The sequence below is a fragment of the Thermosynechococcus sp. HY213 genome (genome assembly GCF_031460975.1).
Lineage (GTDB): Bacteria > Cyanobacteriota > Cyanobacteriia > Thermosynechococcales > Thermosynechococcaceae > Thermosynechococcus.
In genome coordinates this window covers 1-20461 of sequence record NZ_JAVKVB010000018.1, presented here as the reverse complement: position 1 = coordinate 20461, position 20461 = coordinate 1, and the positions used below count along the sequence as shown (strand labels likewise).

Sequence of the window (20461 nt, the reverse complement as noted above, 5' to 3'; positions counted from 1 at the left end):
CTTTGCAATTTGTTACCACAGAACCGCAAAGTCGCTTGCCAGCTTGATTTTCTGCTACAACCACAAAAGGTATATCCCCCTTGGGGTTTGGTCTCGATCGTTACAAGGAGTTTGAACGCATGTTCACCCACGTCAAGTCCACGATTCGGCATATCGCGCCAGCGGCGTTAAATGGGCGATCGCTGTTGCGAGTGGTGTATGTGGTACTTGAAGCCCAATACCAGAGCGCGCTGTCGGCAGCGGTTCGCAGCATTAACGATACCCATCCACAGGTGGCCATTGAAATCAGTGGCTATCTCCTTGAGGAACTGCGCAATCCCGAAAACTATGCCGCCTTCTGTGAGGACGTGGCGCGGGCAAATGTGTTTATCGCCTCCCTGATTTTCATTGAGGACTTAGCGGATAAGGTGGTCGAGGCGGTTCAGCCCTATCGCGATCGCTTGGATGTAGCGGTTGTCTTCCCCTCGCTGCCCCAAGTGATGCGCCTCAACAAAATGGGCAGCTTTTCCTTGGCTCAGATTGGCCAATCCAAGAGCGTCATTGCCAACTTCATGAAAAAGCGCAAGGAGAAGTCAGGTGCCGGCTTCCAAGATGCCATGCTCAAACTCCTGCGAACCCTGCCCCAAGTGCTGAAGTACCTCCCCATTGACAAGGCTCAGGATGCCCGCAACTTCATGCTCAGCTTCCAGTATTGGCTGGGCGGGTCGCCAGAGAACCTAGAAAACTTCCTCCTCATGCTGGCCGATCGCTACGTCTTCAAAGGTCAGCCAAACAGCAACCTCAGCTACCAAGAACCGGTCACCTACCCCGACACCGGTATTTGGCACCCCCTTGCACCGCAAATGTTTGAGGATCTTAAGGAGTACCTCAACTGGTTCAACAGTCGCCGCGATATTGGCGCTGATCTCAAAGACCCTCTCGTGCCCACCATTGGCCTGCTGTTGCAGCGTACCCACCTTGTCACCGGTGATGACGCTCACTATGTCGCCATTGTGCAAGAGTTTGAATCCCAAGGGGCGCGGGTGATTCCCGTCTTCTCTGGTGGGCTGGACTTTTCGACGCCCCTAGAAAAATTTTTCTACGATCCCGTCAACCCTGAGAAACCCATTGTTGATACCGTTGTCTCTCTCACGGGATTCGCCCTTGTGGGGGGGCCTGCCAAGCAGGATCATCCCAAAGCTGTAGCGGCACTGAAAAAACTCAACCGTCCCTACATGGTGGCACTGCCCTTGGTGTTTCAAACCACTGAGGAATGGGAAGACAGCGATCTGGGGCTGCACCCGATTCAAGTGGCGCTGCAAATTGCTCTGCCGGAACTGGATGGTGCCATTGAGCCAATTATTCTTTCCGGTCGCGATGGCATGACCGGTAAGGCGATCGCCCTCCAAGACCGCGTCGAAATGATCGTACAGCGGGCACTGAAGTGGGCCAATCTGCGCCGCAAACCCAAGGTGCAAAAGAAAGTCGCCATCACCATCTTTAGCTTCCCGCCGGATAAAGGCAATGTTGGCACCGCCGCCTACTTGGATGTCTTTGGCTCCATCTACAAAGTCATGGAAGCCCTGAAAAACAACGGCTATGACGTGCAGGACATGCCCGAGAGTGCCGAAGCCCTGATGCAGGAAATTCTCCACGATGCCCGTGCCCAAGTGGGGAGTCCTGAACTCAACATTGCCTACCGCATGAGCGTGCCGGAATACGAGCGCCTCACCCCCTACGCCAAGCGCCTTGAAGAAAACTGGGGCAAACCGCCAGGGCACCTGAACAGTGACGGCCAAAACCTGCTCATCTACGGCAAAGCCTACGGCAACGTCTTTATTGGCGTGCAGCCCACCTTTGGCTACGAAGGGGATCCAATGCGGCTGCTCTTTTCTCGCTCTGCCAGTCCCCACCACGGCTTTGCTGCCTATTACACCTTCCTCAACCACATTTGGCAGGCGGATGCAGTGCTCCACTTTGGCACCCACGGTTCTTTGGAGTTCATGCCGGGCAAACAGATGGGCATGTCTGGGGATTGCTACCCCGATAATCTCATTGGCTGTATTCCCAACCTCTACTACTACGCTGCCAATAACCCCTCCGAAGCCACCATTGCCAAACGCCGCAGCTATGCCAACACGATTAGTTACCTCACGCCCCCCGCGGAAAATGCCGGCCTCTACAAAGGGCTGCGGGAACTCAGCGATCTCATTGGTTCCTACCAAACCCTGAAAGATAGCGGTCGGGGGGTTCAGATTGTCAACACGATCATGGACAAGTGCCGCCTAGTCAATCTCGATCAGGATGTGGCTCTCCCCGCTAAGGACGCTGCAGATCTCACTGCCGAGGAGCGCGATACCCTCGTGGGCAAGGTCTATATCAAGCTGATGGAAATTGAAAGCCGCCTCCTGCCCTGTGGCCTGCACGTAATTGGCAAACCGCCGACAACGGAAGAAGCAGTGGCTACCTTGGTCAATATTGCCAGCTTGGATCGCTCTGAGGACGGCATTAAGAGCTTGCCCAGGCTCATTGCCGAGAGTCTAGGGCGGGACATTGATGAGATTTATCAAAATAGCGATCGCGGGGTACTGGCGGATGTTGAACTGCTGCGCCAGATTAACGAGGCGACCCGTGCTGCCGTCAGTGCCCTCGTCCAAGCCCAAGCCGATGCCGAGGGTCGTGTGTCGCGGGTCTCGAAGCTGAACTTCTTTAACATGGGGCGCAAAGAGCCGTGGATTGAATCCCTCCATGGTGCAGGCTATACCCAAGTGGATGCCGCTGCCCTCAAGCCCCTGATGGAATACCTCGAATTCTGTTTACAGCAGATTGTGGCCGACAATGAACTGGGGGCACTGCTGCAAGCCCTTGAAGGCGAGTACATTCTCCCCGGCCCCGGTGGCGATCCAATTCGCAATCCTGAGGTCTTGCCGACGGGCAAAAATATCCACGCCTTGGATCCCCAAGCCATTCCCACTGCCGCTGCTGTGCAGTCTGCCAAAGTTGTGGTCGATCGCCTTCTAGCGCGGCAAAAAGCGGAAAACAACAACCAATGGCCAGAAACCATCGCCATGGTGCTCTGGGGCACAGATAATATCAAAACCTATGGCGAGTCCCTTGCTCAAGTGCTCTGGCTAGTGGGGGCACGTCCTTTACCCGATTCCTTGGGACGGGTCAACAAAGTGGAACTCATCCCCCTAGAAGAGCTGGGGCGGCCACGCATTGATGTTGTCGTCAACTGTTCTGGGGTCTTCCGCGATCTCTTTATCAACCAGATGGCGCTCATTGACCGTGCCATCAAGATGGCTGCCGAAGCCGATGAACCCCTTGAGCTAAACTTTATCCGCAAGCACGCCCTGCAACAGGCTTCAGAATTGGGGATTGACCTGCGCCAAGCGGCCACACGGGTCTTCACCAATGCCTCCGGTTCCTACGCGGCGAATGTCAACCTAGCGGTGGAAAATAGCTCTTGGGAGCAGGAGTCGGAACTTCAGGATATGTATCTCTCCCGTAAGTCCTTTGCCTTCTCGGCAGATTCTCCGGGGACGATGCAGCAGGCGCGGGATTTGTTTGAAACCGCCCTCAAAACCGTGGATGTAACCTTCCAGAATCTCGACTCCTCAGAAATTAGCCTCACCGATGTCAGCCACTACTTTGACTCAGATCCGACCAAGCTGGTGGCGGCACTGCGCAGCGATGGCAAGCAACCCAAGGCCTATATTGCCGATACCACCACAGCCAATGCCCAAGTGCGGACGCTCTCGGAAACCGTTCGCCTCGACAGCCGAACCAAGCTCCTGAATCCCAAGTGGTATGAAGGGATGCTCTCCCACGGCTACGAAGGGGTGCGCGAGATCTCGAAGCGACTAGTCAACACAATGGGCTGGTCGGCCACCGCAGGAGCTGTGGATAACTGGGTTTATGAGGAGGCGAATGCCACGTTTATTCTCGATGAGCAGATGCGGCAGCGGCTTCTGAATACCAACCCCCACTCCTTCCGCAAAATGGTGAGCACCTTCCTCGAACTTCACGGACGCGGCTACTGGGAGACCAGTGAAGCCAATCTGGAACTGCTGCGGCAACTCTATCAAGAGGTCGAGGACAAGATTGAGGGCGTTGAGTAAACAACGTTAATAGCATGGGGGAAGCTCTTCCCCCTTTTTATTTGGACGTCGATGGAGGAGTTGACGATGTTGAAGACACTTCAAGTCGTTGGCCTATCGTCCTTGACTGGTTTGGCGGTTCTTTCCTTTGTGGATACCGCCGCGGCTCAACTGAATGTCAACGTGAATCTTGGTGGTTCCCGTCAGCCAGTGTATGTGGTGCCCAGTCCCTCTAGCCAACCCGTCTATGTGGTGCCTACCCCTCAAACACAACCCGTGTATGTGGTACAGCCAAGAGTGGTTAGTGTTCCGCCAGCCTCCCCGCGATCGCGCCATCACCGCAAAAAGCCCCATCGCAATCAACCGCAGTATGTGATTCCCGCGAATCCGAGTGGGGTGCTGATCACGTTTTAAGAATTCCAGTCAGAATCGCCGCCCCTTCTGCTAAGATGGATTACACATCAGTATTCCGACCGATTTATCGTAGATTGATGGCAGAATGGTCAATTGGCGGCGTTTTAGGGTTTGGTTGAGCTTGTTCTTACTAGCGGTAGGTCTCAGTGGTCTCACCGCTGCTTGTCAATTTCAGGCCACTCTGCCCGATGGTCGCCCTGCTCAGGTGAATCTAACCCTTTCTTCGTTCTCGGTCACTAAAAAAGCGCACGAGGCTATTATGCCCCTGTTTGCTGCTCAATGGGAACAGGAACATCAACAAAAAGTGCGCTTCCGAACGAGTTATGGTCCCTCGGGCAGTCAGTCACGGGCGGTGATTGATGGCCTAGAAGCCGATATTGTCCACTTGTCCCTTGCTTTAGATGTCGATCGCATTGCCAAAGCAGGGTTAATTCGCCCCGATTGGGCTAGCCAAGCCCCCCACAACAGCATTGTCACCACTTCTGTCGGTGCCCTGATTACCCGTGACGGCAACCCGAAAAATCTGCAAACATGGCAGGATCTCACCCGTGAGGGGGTGACATTTGTGACTGCCGATCCCAAAACCTCTGGCGCGGCTCGCTGGAACTTCCTTGCGCTGTGGGGATCGGTCACGGAAACAGGGGGAACGTTTGATCAGGCGCGGCAGTTTGTGACTGAAGCCTTTCGCCATGTGGCCGCTCTCCCCCGCGATAGTCGTGAAGCCACTGATGCCTTTTTGAAACAGGGACAGGGGGATGCCCTGATCAACTATGAAAATGAAGTGATCTTGGCTCGCCAAAAGGGCAAGACCCTTTCCTATATCCTTCCTCCTGTGAATATCCTGATTGAAAACCCGATCGCCCTTGTGGATCAATACGTGGATAAACATGGCACACGGGAGGTAGCACAGGCCTATATTGACTTTCTCTATACTCCCCAAGCTCAGGAGATCTTTGCCCAATATGGTTTTCGACCCGTGGATACCACCGTCCTTGCCGCTCATCAGCAGACGTTTCCACCCGTGCCCACCCTCTTTACCGTGGCAGATTTAGGGGGCTGGGAGAAGGTGCAAGCCCAATTTTTCGCTAATGGCGCCCTGTTTGATCAAATTCAGCAGGAGAATCAAGCCTGATGACCGCTACCCACCCCATTTCGCCGTCACTCTCTCCTCAGAAACAGCGCTGGCAGTTTCCTTGGGTTTGGAGAATCACGGTCTTTTACTTACTCGTGATGCTGGCTGTACCCATTGCTGCCCTCTTGAGCCGTGCCAGTAGTGCTGGGCCACTGCATTTTTGGCAGGTGGCAACGCGGGCGATCGCCCTGTCGGCCTATGAAGTCACGTTTGTGACTGCCCTCATCGCAGCGCTGATCAATGGCGTCTTTGGTACCCTGATTGCTTGGGTGCTGGTGCGCTATTCCTTTCCGGGGAAGCGCTTCTTTGATGCTGTCGTGGATCTACCTTTTGCATTGCCGACGGCGGTGGCGGGTCTCACCCTCGCAACGGTCTATAGCGAAAATGGCTGGATTGGTAGCTTACTAGCGCCCTTCGGAATCAGAATTGCCTTCAGCCGCTGGGGGGTGGCGGTGGCGATGCTCTTTATTTCCTTACCCTTCGTGATTCGCACGGTGCAGCCCGTCCTCACTGAAATGGAAAAGGATGTGGAGGAGGCAGCATGGTCGCTGGGTGCTACTCATGGGCAGACCTTTTGGCGAGTGATTTTGCCACCTTTGATGCCCGCTATTCTCACAGGCGTTGCCCTAGGCTTCTCACGGGCAGTGGGGGAATTTGGCTCAATTGTGATTATTTCCTCCAACACTCCTTTTCGGGACTTGATTGCCTCAGTGCTGGTGTTTCAGAGCTTAGAGCAGTATGACTATGAGGCAGCAACCATTATTGGTACGGTGATGCTCTTGGTATCCCTAGCGATTTTATTTCTGATTAATCTGCTGCAAGCGTGGGGGCGGCGCTATGCGGAGCGTTAAACCCTCGCCCACCCAAGAAAAGCCATGGCTACATGCCCTTTTGATTGTTATTGCCATCGCCTACTTAGCCCTTGTGCTTTTGCTGCCGGCGGCCAATGTCCTTTTCCAAGCCTTTCACAAGGGAGTCATGCCCTTTCTGGAAAATTTGCTGAACCCGGATTTTCTGCATGCGGTGTGGCTGACCTTTGCCCTTGCCTTGGTGGTGGTGCCCTTAAACACGATCTTTGGTCTCTGTGCCGCTTGGGCGATCGCCCGCCATCGCTTTGCGGGACGCACCCTTTTACTGAGCATTATTGACCTACCTTTTTCCATCTCCCCCGTTGTTGCCGGACTGATGCTGGTACTGGTCTATGGCCGCAATGGCTGGTTCGGGGGCTGGCTGCAAGCTTTAGATATTCGCGTTATTTTCTCTTTTCCGGGGATGGTGCTGGCAACAGCCTTTGTGAGTTTGCCCTTTGTGGCGCGAGAAGTCATCCCTGTTCTAGAAGAAATCGGCACCGAGCAGGAGGAAGCCGCAAAAACCCTAGGCGCCAATGAGTGGCAAACCTTTTGGCGAGTCACCCTACCCAATATCCGCTGGGGGCTGCTCTATGGGGTCCTGTTGACCAATGCGCGGGCGATGGGGGAGTTTGGCGCTGTGGCAGTAGTCTCTGGCAATGTGGCGGGTCTGACGCAAACCCTGCCCCTCTTTGTGGAGGATGCCTACAAAAACTACAATACGGAGTCCGCCTATGCGGCAGCGGTGATCCTTGGCTTGCTAGCGCTTGTGACGCTCGTGGTTAAGGAAATTTTGGAGCGGAAAACAGGGATCAAGCCCAATCCCTAGGAGGTGCCGAGGACGCGCAAAATCGAGGGCACGGCTTCAATATCGGTCATTTGGGCAATCTCGGCCATAGCTTGACGAAACTCCCCTTCGCGCACATGGTGGGTGACAATCACAATTTCTGCCAGTTCATTGTGGCTGCCAATTTGCACAAGGGATTCCAAGCTAACATTGTGGTTGCCAAAACAGGTACCCAGTTTCCCTAGGACTCCCGGATGATCTTGGGCATGGACACGGGCATAGAAACGACTATCCACCTCCGCCATCGGTAGCAGCGGCATAAACTGATCGTGCTGGCAGGTGAGCAAGGGATGGCTGGCACGTCCTTGGGGGAGAAGGGCGGCAATGTTGATTAAATCCGCCACGACGGCACTGGCGGTTGCCCCTGCACCGGCACCGGGACCATAGAACATTACCTGACCCAACGGCTCTGCCTCTAGGAGAATGGCATTAAAGACGCCATTGACGCCGGCAAGGGGGTGCTCAAGGGGCACGAGCGTCGGATGAACGCGCACCTCTAGGGGCTGGCCACTGAGCTGGCGGGCGATCGCCAGCAGTTTAATGCGAAATCCGAGTTTTTCCGCATAGGCAATATCTACCGCCGTGATCCCACGAATGCCCTCGCAATACACTTCCTCGCGGCGAATCCGCCCCCCAAAGGCAAGGCTGGCCAGAATGGCAATTTTATCCGCGGCATCCCATCCCTCAATGTCAGCACTGGGATCGGCTTCGGCATACCCTAGGCGTTGGGCATCGGCAAGGATGGGGGCAAAATCCCCCTGTTCCTGCTGCATGCGGGTCAGGATGTAGTTGGTGGTGCCATTGAGAATGCCGCTGACACTGTGGATACGATTGGCACCTAGGCTCTGTTTCAGGGCTTGAATGACAGGAATGCCACCGGCCACCGCCGCTTCGAGCATCACATAGACCCCTTGGGCATTGGCCGCATCAAAAATTTCAGCACCATGACGGGCAATGACGGCCTTGTTGGCGGTGACAATGTGCTTGCCGTGGGCAATGGCTTTGAGGATGAGCGATCGCGCCGGTTCAATGCCGCCGAGGACTTCCACCACAATGTCAATCTCAGGATGAGTCACAATGCGTTCTAAGTCAGTGGTCAGGAGCTTGGGATCAAGGGCAACGGCACGGGGCTTATGGATATCCCGTACCCCCACTTGGGCGATCGCCAGTTCCTTGATCAGCGGATGGCGCCCCGCTGGATCCGCCAAAATTTGCGCCACACCGCCACCAACAGTGCCCAACCCCAGTAAACCAATGTGATACATCAGACCCGTCCTAGTGCACTGTTCCTATTATCAGTCGCGCTCGTCCTAGTCACACACATGGCGAACGTAGGGTTCCTCCTCAGGCAAAAAGGATTCAAAACTCGCCACTTGGGCAGCAATGAGATCGGGCGTGGCCTCGGCAATATCCCCTTGGCGATCGCTCAAGCGACGGCGCAGTTCCTCAGGCGGTGCATTACAGAAGTGAATCTCCAAGGGCACCTGCAATTTCTCAGCTAAAGCAATCACGGGTTGGCGCAGCGCCACGCGATCGTATTTCGCATCCAAAATCACCGTTTGTCCCTGACGCAGCAACAATTCTGCATAGGCCAAGAGTTGATTATAGGTTTTTTGGGTCATGGCCTCAGAATAGAGATCGACCTGCGGGAAATCACTGCTGCGGCGGTCAAGGGGTAAACCCGCCAAGTGCTTACGCACGGCATCGGAGCGGATTTGAATGGCTTGCTCGGCTTGGGCGAGACCCCGTCCCCGTGTACTTTTGCCTGCCCCAGAGAGACCGCACATGACATAGAGCTTGGCTTGACGTGGTTGGGTGTAGCGATAGGCCGCCTCATAGTAGGCCGCAGCCGTGGCTTGAATCTGTGCCTTTTCGGCCTCGCTAATAGCGGGATCGTTGAGGGCCAAGGCGTTCACATTGCCGCGAATATAGGCTCTGATGCAAAGGTAAAGGGGCAACAGCACCGCCCCAGCGTAGTCCCCACTCCACTCCAAGTAGGTATTGAGGAAGAGATTGGCCAAGTCCCCGCGACCCCGAAACTCCAGATCCATCAGCAAAAAAGCGGCGTCATAAATGACATCAATGTTGCGAAATTCTTCGTTGAACTCAATACAGTCGAAAATTTGCACCCTGCCGTTGTACAGGCAGATATTGTTCAGGTGCAGATCCCCATGGCATTCGCGGATTTTGCCTGCGGCTTGCCGCTGCACCAACCACTCCTGATGCCGGGTCAGAAAGTCATCGGTAAAAGCCTGAATCGCCGCGTACTGTTCTGGGGATTGACAGCGACCGACAAACTGAGCCGCCAAGGCATGGCAATTGTTAATCACTTGGGCGATCGCCCGCGGGGAACCAAATTCACTAATGTGGGGATCTGTGGCAGCGGCGCGGTGGAAATGAGCCAGTTCTTTACCGAGGGATTCAATCAGGTGGGGGGTGACTTGGTTGGCTGCAAAGAGGTGCGAAAACAGTTGCGACTGATCAAATTGCCGCATTTGCACGGCATAGTCAATCACCTCAGCTCCCGCAGGTAAGTCTTGGGGATCCGCCACAAAATAGCGATCGCCTACCGCCACAATGGGCACCACCGCCAAGTAGAGATCTGACGCCAAACGGCGATTCAGCCGTAACTCTTCCCGACAGTAAAATAGCCGCTTTTCTAGGGTTGTAAAGTTCAAAAAGCCAAAATCCGCCGGCTTTTTCACCTTATAGGCATAGTCCCCCGTCAGAAATACGTAGGAAATATGCGTTTGCAGCAATTGAATGGGAGAGGTCACTGCATGGGGGTACGCAGCAGGGGTTAATAGGGCTTCGACAAAGGCAGGCAAAGACATGCGTATTGTGGCTAACATCGCGCCCCAATCATATCACTAGACTCTATGCCTGTGGCTAAATTGACGTTTTGAGCGTTCCTTTAGAGGATGGGGATACGAAGCTCGTGGATTTGACTATGGTGCGTCGCCCCGTAACCTTACCCCAACTCCAGCAAAAAAAACAGCAGGGAGAGCCGATTACCATGCTCACAGCTTGGGATTATCTGTGGGCGCGGCTATTGGATGCGGCGGGGGTGGATGTGATCCTTGTCGGGGATTCCCTTGGTATGGTTGCCCTTGGCTATCAAACCACGTTGCCGGTGACCCTTGATCAGATGATTCACCATGCGCAGGCGGTGCGGCGGGGCGTCAGCCACAGTTTCCTCGTGTGTGACCTGCCCTTTTTGAGCTACCACGAAAGCCCCGAACAGGCCCTGCGCTCAGCGGGGCGTTTAGTCAAAGAAGCAGACGTCCAAGCAGTGAAAATGGAAGGTGCCTCTCCGGTGGTGCAGGCAGCAACGCGGCGCTTAGTGGAGGCCGGCATCCCGGTGCTGGGTCATGTGGGTCTGTTGCCGCAGCGGGTGCATCAGTTGGGGGGATGGCGACAACAGGGGAAGACACCACAGGGGGCAGAAGCAATTCTCGCAGATGCCCTTGCTCTGGCCGAAGCAGGTGCCTTTGGCATCATTTTGGAGCATATTCCTGCGGATTTGGCACAGCAGATTACTGCCAAGCTGAAAATTCCCACGATTGGAATTGGCGCAGGCCCCTACTGTGATGGTCAGGTGTTGGTGACGGCAGATGTTTTGGGCTTGAGTCCACAGGTGCCCCCCTTTGCTAAGGTGTATGCCGACTTGGGCACTCAGGCGATCGCTGCCCTTAAGAGCTACTGCCAAGCTGTAAAATCGCGGCAATTTCCCTAACTTAGAGCGGCCAATGGGCACGGGGGTTAAAGGTGCGGAGCGATCGCAACTTTTCGTAGAGTTCTTTTTCTTGGGCACTCAGGGATTTGGGGGGCACAATTTGCACCTTGGCAAGGAGATCGCCAGTAATGCCGCTACTACTGCGCCACCCTTTGCCCCGTAACCGCAGCGATTGCCCAGATCGCGTACCAGGGGGCACATTCAAAACCACAGTCCCAGAGGGCGTCGGTACCGTGACTTGAGCACCCAAGGCAGCTTCATCCGGCGTGATTGGCAAATCAATCACCAATTGATCCTCCTCAAAGCGGAAGAGGGGATGGGGCGCCACCTGTACCGCGAGATATAAATCCCCTCGCTGTTGGGTGTAGGGGTTATATTGACCTTTCCCCCGCAGTCGTAACTTCGTCCCCGGCTTAATACCAGCGGGAATCGTCACAGTCACCTGTTCATTGCCAATCTTGAAGGTTTTTTGGCAGCCTTCAAAGGCCTCTTGGAAGCTAATTTGCACTTCCGCATCAACATCGGTACCCCCAAATGGCGATGAATCAAAGCCAGCGCTGCTCCAAGTGCGGGTACGCCCTGTGGTGGTGCCAGTGGCAAATCGCCCCAGCAACTCGTTGATAAAGTCTTCAAAGCTGCTAAACTGACTAAAGTCAGCGCCAAAGTCACCAATATTGACATTAAAGCCACCAGCACCCGCCGCACTGGCCTGTTGCCAATACTGACCAAATTGATCGTATTTGCGTCGTTTTTCCGGATCTGAGAGCACTTCGTGGGCTTCGTTAATTTCCTTGAAACGAGCTTCTGCCTCTTTGTCCCCCGGATTTAAGTCGGGGTGATACTTGCGCGCGAGGCGGCGAAAGGCTTGCCGAATTTCGGCATCCGTGGCATTTTTGCTGACCCCGAGGATTTGGTAGTAATCTTTGAAGTCGGTACGCGCCATAGGAACATTCGCCTCTACGTAATCAAAAGATGAAGATTTAGTGTCAGGGCTGGCAGCAAATTAAGGCAAAAAGCTCAGTGCTATTATAGTTGAATCCCTTTATACCGTCTTGGCATGGCGACGTTTCTTCGTCCAGAACTGAGCAACCTCCGCGCCTACTCCACCCCCAGCAGTGACTCCCTACCCCTAGAACTGGATTACCTCGATACCAATGAGTTTCCGTGGGATTTGCCCACTGCCCTTAAGGAGGCGTTAGCTCAACAGTATGTCAGCACCCTCGCCAGTCATCGCTATCCTGACAGTCATCATTGGCCTTTGCGGCAGGCGATCGCTCGCTATGTCAGTGAACACAGCCCAACGGAGATCTCCCCACACCAAATTGCGGTTGGCAACGGCTCCGATGAGCTAATTCGCTCGATTTTACTGGCCACTGCGATCGGGGGCTACGGTTCTATCCTAGTGGCAGAACCGACATTTTCCATATACGGGATCCTCGCCCAAACCCTAGGGATTCCCGTCCAGCGATCGCCCCGCGATCCTGACACCTTTGCCGTGCAAATTGCTGAAGCCAATACCCTCATTGCCCAAGCGGCTCCCCCCGTGCGCGTTCTCTTTATGCTGCAACCCAACTCCCCAACAGGGAACCCCCTAACCGCAGCGGAGGTGGACTGGCTACGGCAGCTTCCTGAGGACATTTTAGTGGTGATTGATGAGGCCTATTTTGAATTTTCGGGCAAGACACTGGTGGGGGACTTGGCAGCGCATCCCAACTGGTTGATTCTGCGTACGTTTTCCAAAGCCTTTCGACTCGCCGCCCATCGGGTGGGCTACGCCATTGGCAATGCCGAGGTGATTGCGGTTTTAGAAAAGGTTCGTCTGCCCTATAACCTGCCTACGTTTTCTCAAGTGGCGGCGCAGGTTGCCCTTGACCATCGGCCGGCGTTGCTGGCAGAGATTCCCACGGTGCTAGCGGAGCGGGAGCGCCTCTATGAACGGCTTCAGGGTTGCCCCCAACTGCGGGTATGGCCGAGTGTGGCCAATTTCCTCTTTTTCCGCTTGCAGGAACCGCAATACACCCAGCCCCTGTGTGATGCCTTGCGGCGTCAGGGGACTCTTGTACGGGCGATCGCTAGCGGCATTCGGGTCACCATTGGCACACCAGCGGAGATGGAGCGCTTTTGGCAACGGCTGCAAGCTTTTTTGCACCAGCTTTAGCTAATCGGACAAGCGGCCATTGGGCAGGACTGTTCCCCGCAGGGTTGCCGTGGCTAAAGACGTGTAGGTCAGTGTGGCACCCCGCAGGTTGGCGCGACTCAGGTTGGCTTGGCGCAATTGCACAGCCGTCAGTTCAGCATTGATCAGCTTAACTTCAATCAGCTTGGCATTGGTCAAATCCACGTTGGTCAGTGTGGCATTGCTTAAATCCGAGCCACTGAGATCGGCCCCTGCCAAATTCACATCTTCTAGGTTGACACCGCGCAAATCCAATCGCCGAAAGTCACGCCGCCCTTTGGCATAGTCTGCCAGCATTTGATCAGCTCTATTTTGATTAATGATGGCTGGGGCGTAGCGACTGAGAAAACCGTGTTTATCAAAGGCGTCTGAAGGTTGCCCCGAAGAAGCAGACATCACTAAAAGTAGGATCAGGGTTCTGATGATTTTACTATAGTTTAAGCCTAGGGCAGCGACCGTTTTTGGAACTCGTGGCCAAAGGGTCTAAGGAAAGTGGCATACTGCTATAGATAAGGAACCAATAGGGAGATAACGCTGTGGGACTGTTTGATCGCGTCAGCCGTGTGGTTCGCAGTTGGCTCAATGCGCTGGTGGGTGCTGCTGAAGATCCCGAAAAAATCCTTGAGCAGACCATGATTGAAATGCAGGACAATCTGGTGACCCTGCGGCAAGCCGTCGCCCAAGCGATCGCCTCCCAAAAGCGGTTAGAGCAACAGTTCAACCAACATCAACAGCAGGCGGCTGAGTGGGAGCGCCGTGCCAAAATTGCCCTGCAACATGGGGATGAGCAACTAGCGCTTGAGGCCTTGAGTCGCAAAAAAACAGCACTGAATGCAGCCATGGCTCTCAAAGGGCAATTGGAGCAGTCCGTGACCCAAGTGGAAGCCCTCAAAAAACAAATGCAGCAGCTTGAAAGCAAAATCGCGGAAGCGAAAACCCGTAAAGAAATGCTGGTGGCACGGGCACGGGCAGCCAAGGCCTCAGAGCAACTGCAACAAACCTTTAGCAGCCTCAACACCAATGCCCCCATGGCCGCCTTTGAGCGCATGGAGGAACGGGTTCAGGAAATGGAGGCTCGCTCCCAAGCCGTGGCTGAACTCAATAGCGATACCCTCGAAGCCAAGTTTGCCGCCCTCGAAGCCGGCAGTGTGGATGACGATTTGGCACGGCTGAAGGCAGAATTGGCCAACCCGCAACTGTCACCCAGCAGCACCCCTGCCTACGATCCAGAGTTGGAAGCCCTGCGGCGGGAACTGAAGAAGAACTAGTTATTTTCCATGGATCTCCTGCGATCGCTCCCTTTGGGGCTATACCTTGAACAACCGGTGACTTGGCTGCACCGCCTTGATCCGCGGGTTAAGTTGGCATGGTTGATGACGTTTCTGTTGGCACCTATTTTGGCGGATGTCAGTTGGCGGTTGGGGCTAGTGGTCAGTTTAATTCTCCTGACCCTCCTAGGGGGGATTCCCGCACGGGTGTGGCGGCGGCAACTGCTGTGGCTCCTCTTGGTGGGGAGTTTAATTCTAGTCATCACGGCTTTGATGCCCGATGGGATGGCGGTCACCTATCAACCCCGCCGCCCTTTGGAAGCCACCGCTCCGCCCACGAGTTACAGTTATATCCTGTGGCAGTTTCGTGCCCAAGTGGGTCAGTTTCCGATTCATCTGCAAGTCTCCCAGCGATCGCTGGATTTGGGGTTACGCCTGAGTACCCTCCTGTTTACGCTCCTTTACAGTACGCATCTGTTTTTGCTGACCACTGCCCCAGAAGAAGTCACCGCTGGCTTGGAAAATCTGATGCAGCCCCTGAAACGCTTTAAGCTGCCAGTGGCCGAAATTGCCCTGACCTTGACGCTGTCGCTGCGGTTTATTCCCTTGGTTTTAGAAGAGGTGCAAAACCTGAGCCGCTCAGTGCGGACGCGTGCCATCAATTGGCGACTGGTGGGCATTAAGGGCAGCATCAAGTTGTGGCTCACCTTAGCAGTACGGCTGTTGGACAATTTACTCCTGCGGGCAGAACAGGTGGCCTGTGCCATGCAGGTGCGGGGCTTTCAAGAACCGGGAACCTACGATAATCCCTGGCACCATCTGCGACTGCAGCGGCGAGATTGGTTGGCTCTGGGGGGCATGGGGTTATTTTGGTTGGTTCGTTTGGGTTAGTTGGGGGTGACACACCATTGATGTTCCCCTGTCAGCCGTGGCTATGGTGCTGTTTGCCGCTGCGGCGTCGCACGGGTCGCGCTATTTTTCAGCAATTGTTTTTGACTGAGCCGATTGCCGTTTTACTGGAAAGCCCAGCCCAAGCCCCGACTCCCCAAGCGCGCTACTCCATTTGTGCGGGGTCACCACGGCGCGATCGCCAGTGGCCACTCTCCTTGGGTCAAGTCCTGCCGACGCTACACAGCTTTCCCCAATGTGAAGCGGTTCCTGAAGCGGTGCGCCATCTGCCCTTTACTGGTGGCTGGTTGGGATGGCTGGGGTATGAGTTGGCGTGGGAAATTGAAGCCCTGCCGCCTCTGAAGCCTGATCCTCTCCCTTTTCCAGTGGCCTTTTGGTATGAACCCCAAGCCTTCGCGGTTTTAGATCATCAAGAAGATCTCCTCTATCTAGCAGCTTCCACCGAGGCAGAGTTAACCCTTCTCCAACAGAGCCTAGAGCAAACGTCCCCTGCCCTTCATCTGCCCCTACCCGATCGCCCCGGCAGCATTGAACTAGCCGCTGGCTGGCAACCCGATACCTACCAAGCAGCGGTGCGGCAGATTCTCCGCCATATTCGTGCCGGGGATATTTTTCAGGCCAATCTGTCGGCCCGCTTTTGCCATTACGGGCGCGTTGATCCTTGGCAACAATACCTGCGGCTGCAGCAGATTAACCCGTCTCCCTTTGCCAGTTTTTGGCAGACCCCTTGGGGCTACATTGTCAGTTGCTCACCGGAACGCTTGGTGCAAGTGCAGGGAGATAGGGTGCAAACCCGACCCATTGCTGGTACCCGTCCGCGCGGCCAAACCCCAGCGGGCGATCGCGCCTACGCCGAGGAACTCCTTAGGAATACCAAGGAACAGGCAGAACACATGATGCTCGTGGATTTAGAGCGCAATGACTTGGGGCGAGTGTGCCAGTGGGGCAGTGTGGTGGTGGATGAACTCCTAACGCTGGAGTACTACAGCCATGTGATTCACTTGGTGAGCAATGTTCGCGGCACGTTGCAGCCGGGGCTGTCTCCTGTGGATGTGATCCGTGCCCTCTTTCCCGGTGGCACGATTACCGGCTGTCCCAAGGTACGCTGCATGGCGATTTTGGCCGATTTGGAACCCTTTCCCCGCAATTTGTTCTACGGTTCCTGTGGCTACTGGGATCAGCGGGGGCATTTGGACTTGAATATCCTCATCCGTACTCTTTTGGTGGCGGGCGATCGCCAGACGACTTGGGGGCAAGTGGGCGCCGGTATTGTGGCCGACAGTGATCCAGAGCGGGAATGGCAAGAATCCCTGAGCAAAGCCCAAGCCCTACTCCTTGCCCTTGGGACACCTACGCCCATCAGCCCCCGTTCCTAGACTCCCTCCATCAGAGCGTGCCATTCAATTACCACAGCCGCAGGCACAGCAATCTCAATCCCCTGCTCCTCTAGGGGCGGACGCAGTACCAAGGGTTCACTCTGGGGCAAGCGCGGTACAAGGGGCAACAGGTCAAACTGTCCCACATTGGCAACGGAGTCTGCCTTGGGAAAGTCATCTACGGCTGTGAGGGTTTGACCGCTCGATGTGATCAGCACCAAGGGATCGAGATGGCGAAAGTGGTACTGCTCGGGAAACCCCACCAAGCGTAATTGCAACTGGTCACGACGGGAAAAGAGAATCACCTGCCACGTGAAGCCACGATTATCGCGCAACTGATGCCGCGACTGCACCACCACTTGATTGGCAGCCTCTTCAATGGTGCGAATCATGGCAGGGCTACTGGGGGACACCGCTAGCCACAGGAGAATGACGAGCAGGATCACAAGTAACCAACCCTGCCAACGTTTCATTGAAGTTCCTCCCTAGGGTGAGGTTTGGAGTGCCTGTTGAATTTGCGGAATCGTCACAGCGTACATGCCCCGCAGATCACCAACACGGAAGCCATAGGCGCGATCGCTGGGATATTTTTCTTGAATAAAGGCAGGCCGCCGATTTTTCGCCCCATGACAGGCAAGGCAACTGGCTTGGACATCAATGCGACGGAAGTAGTGCACCCCTTCAGCATCCGTTTGCCAAAAGGCTTGGAGTTGACGATTGTTATCAAAGCGATTGAGGGCTTGCACTTCCAGCGCTGTGCGCGGGGCATGGTTGGGGTTGCGGTACTTGAGGGCTACCTGACGCAGTTGCCAGCCATTGGCAGCAGCAATTTCCTTCGCTTTCTTGCCCACGGGGGCACAAACAGCCTTAAAGGTGTCAAGGGTGGGTTCGGTGGTACTGCCCTCTAGGGTAGAGGCAAGACCAATGCGCATTTGATCCAATTGTTCAATCGCAGTTACGGCTTTCCCCAGTTCATCGGGATTCACACTGGCCAAGGTGGCCGGGGAATTCTGGAGCCATAGGAACACCATCAACAGACCCATGAGAAAGATGCGCACCATAGAAATTGCTCCTTTATGAAATTTTGTCAATGTTTCTCTATCAAACTTTCATAGTTGGTTGCTGCTCTGGGAACACAGTGGGTTGAAGGGGACGCACAAGGGAGAGGCCAAAGAAGAGCCGCAGTCCCCACTGTTCAAACCAAGGAACACTTAGCCCCCATCGCATTTTCAGCAGGAAGTAGCGTTCAAAGGCGGCCTTGACCCAACTCACCCACAATCCTTGAATGGCGTAGGCCAAGCGGCGCTTCTGCCCGAGGGTCTCAGGAATCACAGGAGCGGCAATATAGGCAATACCCGTGTCGCCAAAGTCGGCAAAACAGAGGGCATCCAGTGTCGGCACCACAGGCTCAGCCGCTAATTCCCCAAGGGCAACGGCAATGTTGTGGCTCGCAGCCATCGCCATCTCCTCGGTCATTTGACCCGTCTTGGGCAAGCCCATAGGCACAGGGGTGACTTCTATCGGCGGCAGGTGAACACTAATACCGACCCCATAGATTTCAGGATAGTCGGGGTGCTGAAGGGTGGGCAGCAGGGGCAAAAATCCCTTTTCATTGCCAAGACCCGAGGCACGCACAAAGGCTGGCCCGCGAAAAGGTGGCAAAATCATGCTGTAGCCAAAGGGGATTACCCGTCCATCCCGCAACAAAATCCGATGCGGCTCAATGGCCGTGATCTCGGCATTCGTGATGGTTTCAATGCCCCGCTGTGCAATCAGGTCTAGGGTGAGTTGATCACTGTTGGCCAAGCCACCAATCCCCAGATGGCCAATGTAGGGTTCAGGGGTAATGAATGTCATCTTGACGCGATCGCGCAACCGATGACGCCGCAGGGCATACTCCGCCAAAAACAGAAATTCATAGGCAGGCCCAAAGCAACTGGCTCCCGGCGCCGCACCCACAACTAAGTCCTTGGGGTCTTTGAGGAATGCTTGCCATCCTCGATGGGCGGCAACTGCGTGGGCGGGGGTACACACGGAATGACTGTGAACGCCAAGGCCGGGAATCAAATCGAGGGCGAGTTCTGCCCCTGTGGCAATCACTAAATAGTCGTAGTCAAGGGTTTGCTCAGGCAAATAGACTTTCTTAGCTTTAGGGTCAATCTGCTGGACTTTGCCTTGCACCCATTGCAACCCATGGCGACGGCTCACGATCCCTAGGGGCACTTGCAGGCGTTCGAGGGAATGGTGTCCGAGGGCAACTGCCACTAGTCCTGGAATAAATGTAAAGCGATCCACATCGGAGACCAACACCACTTGATGGCGATCGCCCAAACGATGCCGCAATTCGTAGGCTGTGGGCAATCCGCCAATGCCCGCCCCAAGGACAACCACCCGTGCCATGACCGTGTCCTCTGTAAGTTTATTTAATTAACTATATGGTAGTATAAGAAGATACAATTGGCTACAGCCGTCTGTGCTAGGGAGAACCCCAGCGTCGCGCTGTATTGATCCTGTGGCCTTGTCGCGGCAGCCGTTGGGACTATACTGGAAAGAACACGACCTGTTGGAAGCTCATCGGATGAATAGTTGCGTCCTCTTTGCAGAAGTGATTCAAGCGCCAGAACTGCGCTACACCCAAGAAAATCAGATGGCGGTGGCCACAATGGTGGTGCAGTTTGCTAGCCTGCGCAGTGAAGAGCCACCCATGAGTTTGCGAACAGTGGCGTGGGGCAATTTGGGGCAAAAAATGCAGGCAGAATGCAAAGTGGGCGATCGCCTGATCTTAGAAGGTCGGCTAAAAATGGACACCATTGACCGCCCCGAAGGTTTCAAAGAAAAACGCGCCGAGTTGGTGGTAAGCCGCTTCTACACCGTTGAGGGCAATATTGTGGATCATCCGGCACAGCCGGCAACCACCCCCATGGCCACACCCGCAGCCACTGCACCTGTCACACCGAAGGTGGCACCCCCACCCCCCGAACCCGAAGATATTAACCTAGATGAGGTACCCTTCTAGGGATTGACGCTGATTCGGCTAGCGTTTAGCACGAACACATCATCTCACCCACGTCAGTTTGGGATGAGGAGAACTAGAGAGCCATGGGAGGCTTCTTAGTCTGATGGGCAGAGGTCACAAATGAGATTCACGCAGCAATTCACAGGGCAAGAATTCCCTTCGCATCCCTTTCGTAGTCAGCCCAACTCAGACCCACCCCTAGCCTCTCTCTGGAGGGAAAGTTTTGGAGGCGTTGTCCTTTATCCAGGTTGCGATCGCCTCAAGGACTCCCTCAACATTGTGGCACACCTCTTCATCTCGAAACCGCAAGAATCGAACCCCTAAGGCTTCAAGCCTTTGCTGACGGTAGCGGTCTTGCTCTTGAGCTTCTTCGCTATCGTGGGATGAGCCATCAACTTCGATCGCTAGCTTCAGCTTTTTGCAGTAGAAGTCAACAACGTACTCATCGATAGGACGTTGGCGATCGAAATCATAGCCATTCATCTGCTTGCCCTTGAGATGCTGCCAGAGAATCACCTCCGATCGCGTCATTCTTTTTCGTATAGCTATTTCGAAAGGGAGTGAGATATTTTCAAGAGGGATAGGCTATACTCAAAGCGTCATGAATGTTACTCAAGAATATGAGCTATAGCTTGGACTGACGAGAGCGGGTTGTCTCCT

General features: G+C 54.8%; 19 protein-coding genes. 11 read left to right on the top strand and 8 right to left on the bottom strand.

Features of this window, described 5'->3' with window-relative positions; translation table 11 throughout:
• The first annotated feature begins 119 nt into the window (after window positions 1–119).
• From RHK62_RS12485 to cysW, 5 genes are all read left to right on the top strand, one after another.
• Complete coding sequence (locus tag RHK62_RS12485) at window positions 120–4100, top strand: magnesium chelatase subunit H (protein ID WP_310453787.1); 3981 nt, start codon at window positions 120–122, stop codon at window positions 4098–4100.
• Window positions 4101–4166: 66 nt separating this feature from the next.
• Complete coding sequence (locus RHK62_RS12480) at window positions 4167–4493, top strand: hypothetical protein (RefSeq protein ID WP_190278112.1); 327 nt, start codon at window positions 4167–4169, stop codon at window positions 4491–4493.
• An 85-nt stretch (window positions 4494–4578) separates the two neighbouring features.
• Window positions 4579–5625, top strand: coding sequence for a sulfate ABC transporter substrate-binding protein (locus RHK62_RS12475; RefSeq protein ID WP_310453786.1), 1047 nt, complete (start codon window positions 4579–4581; stop codon window positions 5623–5625).
• Window positions 5625–6476, top strand: a complete 852-nt coding sequence (gene cysT / locus RHK62_RS12470) for a sulfate ABC transporter permease subunit CysT (protein ID WP_206200424.1) — start codon at window positions 5625–5627, stop codon at window positions 6474–6476. Before RHK62_RS12475 ends, cysT begins: the two co-directional genes overlap by 1 nt.
• Entirely contained in the window at window positions 6463–7302 is an 840-nt protein-coding gene (cysW, locus tag RHK62_RS12465) for a sulfate ABC transporter permease subunit CysW (protein ID WP_310453785.1), read from the top strand. The genes cysT and cysW overlap by 14 nt, the downstream gene beginning before the upstream one ends.
• On the opposite strand, the gene RHK62_RS12460 is transcribed toward cysW, so the two are convergent.
• Window positions 7299–8585, bottom strand: coding sequence for a homoserine dehydrogenase (locus RHK62_RS12460; protein WP_255521468.1), 1287 nt, complete (start codon window positions 8583–8585; stop codon window positions 7299–7301). The genes cysW and RHK62_RS12460 overlap by 4 nt on opposite strands.
• Before the next feature lie 45 nt (window positions 8586–8630).
• The gene (locus RHK62_RS12455) at window positions 8631–10154 is read right to left on the bottom strand and encodes a bifunctional aminoglycoside phosphotransferase/ATP-binding protein (RefSeq protein WP_302678452.1); all 1524 of its coding nucleotides are present in this window, start codon (window positions 10152–10154) and stop codon (window positions 8631–8633) included.
• A gap of 116 nt (window positions 10155–10270) precedes the next feature.
• Between RHK62_RS12455 and panB the strand changes: the two genes are divergently transcribed.
• A complete protein-coding gene (gene panB / locus RHK62_RS12450) occupies window positions 10271–11056 on the top strand; it encodes a 3-methyl-2-oxobutanoate hydroxymethyltransferase (protein WP_190278113.1) in 786 nt (261 codons plus the stop codon).
• A 1-nt stretch (window position 11057) separates the two neighbouring features.
• On the opposite strand, the gene RHK62_RS12445 is transcribed toward panB, so the two are convergent.
• On the bottom strand, window positions 11058–11999 hold the full coding sequence (locus tag RHK62_RS12445) for a DnaJ C-terminal domain-containing protein (protein ID WP_310453784.1): 942 nt from the start codon (window positions 11997–11999) through the stop codon (window positions 11058–11060).
• 114 nt (window positions 12000–12113) lie between these two features.
• Here RHK62_RS12445 and RHK62_RS12440 point away from each other — a divergent pair, with 114 nt between their 5' ends.
• Window positions 12114–13214 carry a histidinol-phosphate transaminase gene (locus RHK62_RS12440; RefSeq protein WP_302677376.1) on the top strand — a complete coding sequence of 367 codons (1101 nt, stop codon included), beginning with the start codon at window positions 12114–12116 and terminating at the stop codon, window positions 13212–13214.
• Here the strand turns inward: RHK62_RS12440 and RHK62_RS12435 are convergent, their stop codons facing one another.
• On the bottom strand, window positions 13215–13529 hold the full coding sequence (locus tag RHK62_RS12435; protein ID WP_310438619.1) for a pentapeptide repeat-containing protein: 315 nt from the start codon (window positions 13527–13529) through the stop codon (window positions 13215–13217).
• A gap of 239 nt (window positions 13530–13768) precedes the next feature.
• On the opposite strand from RHK62_RS12435, the gene RHK62_RS12430 reads away from it, so the two are divergent.
• Genes RHK62_RS12430 through RHK62_RS12420 form a run of 3 tightly spaced genes read left to right on the top strand, consistent with a single transcriptional unit; the run spans window position 13769 to window position 16785 of the window.
• Window positions 13769–14500 (top strand): PspA/IM30 family protein, encoded by a 732-nt coding sequence (locus tag RHK62_RS12430; RefSeq protein WP_302678449.1) that lies wholly within the window; start codon window positions 13769–13771, stop codon window positions 14498–14500.
• 9 nt (window positions 14501–14509) lie between these two features.
• Entirely contained in the window at window positions 14510–15391 is an 882-nt protein-coding gene (locus tag RHK62_RS12425; RefSeq protein WP_310453783.1) for a CbiQ family ECF transporter T component, read from the top strand.
• A complete protein-coding gene (locus RHK62_RS12420) occupies window positions 15310–16785 on the top strand; it encodes an anthranilate synthase component I (RefSeq protein ID WP_399365013.1) in 1476 nt (491 codons plus the stop codon). The genes RHK62_RS12425 and RHK62_RS12420 overlap by 82 nt, the downstream gene beginning before the upstream one ends.
• Here the strand turns inward: RHK62_RS12420 and RHK62_RS12415 are convergent.
• The 3 genes from RHK62_RS12415 to RHK62_RS12405 are packed head-to-tail and all read right to left on the bottom strand — an operon-like array spanning window position 16782 to window position 19185.
• Window positions 16782–17258: a DUF3122 domain-containing protein gene (locus RHK62_RS12415; RefSeq protein WP_310453782.1), complete on the bottom strand. Its 477-nt coding sequence runs from the start codon at window positions 17256–17258 to the stop codon at window positions 16782–16784. The two genes, RHK62_RS12420 and RHK62_RS12415, sit on opposite strands and share 4 nt — an antisense overlap.
• Window positions 17259–17270: 12 nt before the next feature.
• Window positions 17271–17846 carry a DUF3365 domain-containing protein gene (locus tag RHK62_RS12410; protein ID WP_206200413.1) on the bottom strand — a complete coding sequence of 192 codons (576 nt, stop codon included), beginning with the start codon at window positions 17844–17846 and terminating at the stop codon, window positions 17271–17273.
• 40 nt (window positions 17847–17886) lie between these two features.
• The gene (locus RHK62_RS12405; protein WP_302678445.1) at window positions 17887–19185 is read right to left on the bottom strand and encodes an NAD(P)/FAD-dependent oxidoreductase; all 1299 of its coding nucleotides are present in this window, start codon (window positions 19183–19185) and stop codon (window positions 17887–17889) included.
• A 178-nt stretch (window positions 19186–19363) separates the two neighbouring features.
• Here RHK62_RS12405 and RHK62_RS12400 point away from each other — a divergent pair, with 178 nt between their 5' ends.
• The gene (locus tag RHK62_RS12400; RefSeq protein ID WP_206200411.1) at window positions 19364–19801 is read left to right on the top strand and encodes a single-stranded DNA-binding protein; all 438 of its coding nucleotides are present in this window, start codon (window positions 19364–19366) and stop codon (window positions 19799–19801) included.
• A 198-nt stretch (window positions 19802–19999) separates the two neighbouring features.
• Here RHK62_RS12400 and RHK62_RS12395 read toward each other — a convergent pair whose 3' ends face one another.
• The gene (locus RHK62_RS12395) at window positions 20000–20332 is read right to left on the bottom strand and encodes an endonuclease domain-containing protein (protein ID WP_206200410.1); all 333 of its coding nucleotides are present in this window, start codon (window positions 20330–20332) and stop codon (window positions 20000–20002) included.
• Window positions 20333–20461: the final 129 nt, after the last annotated feature.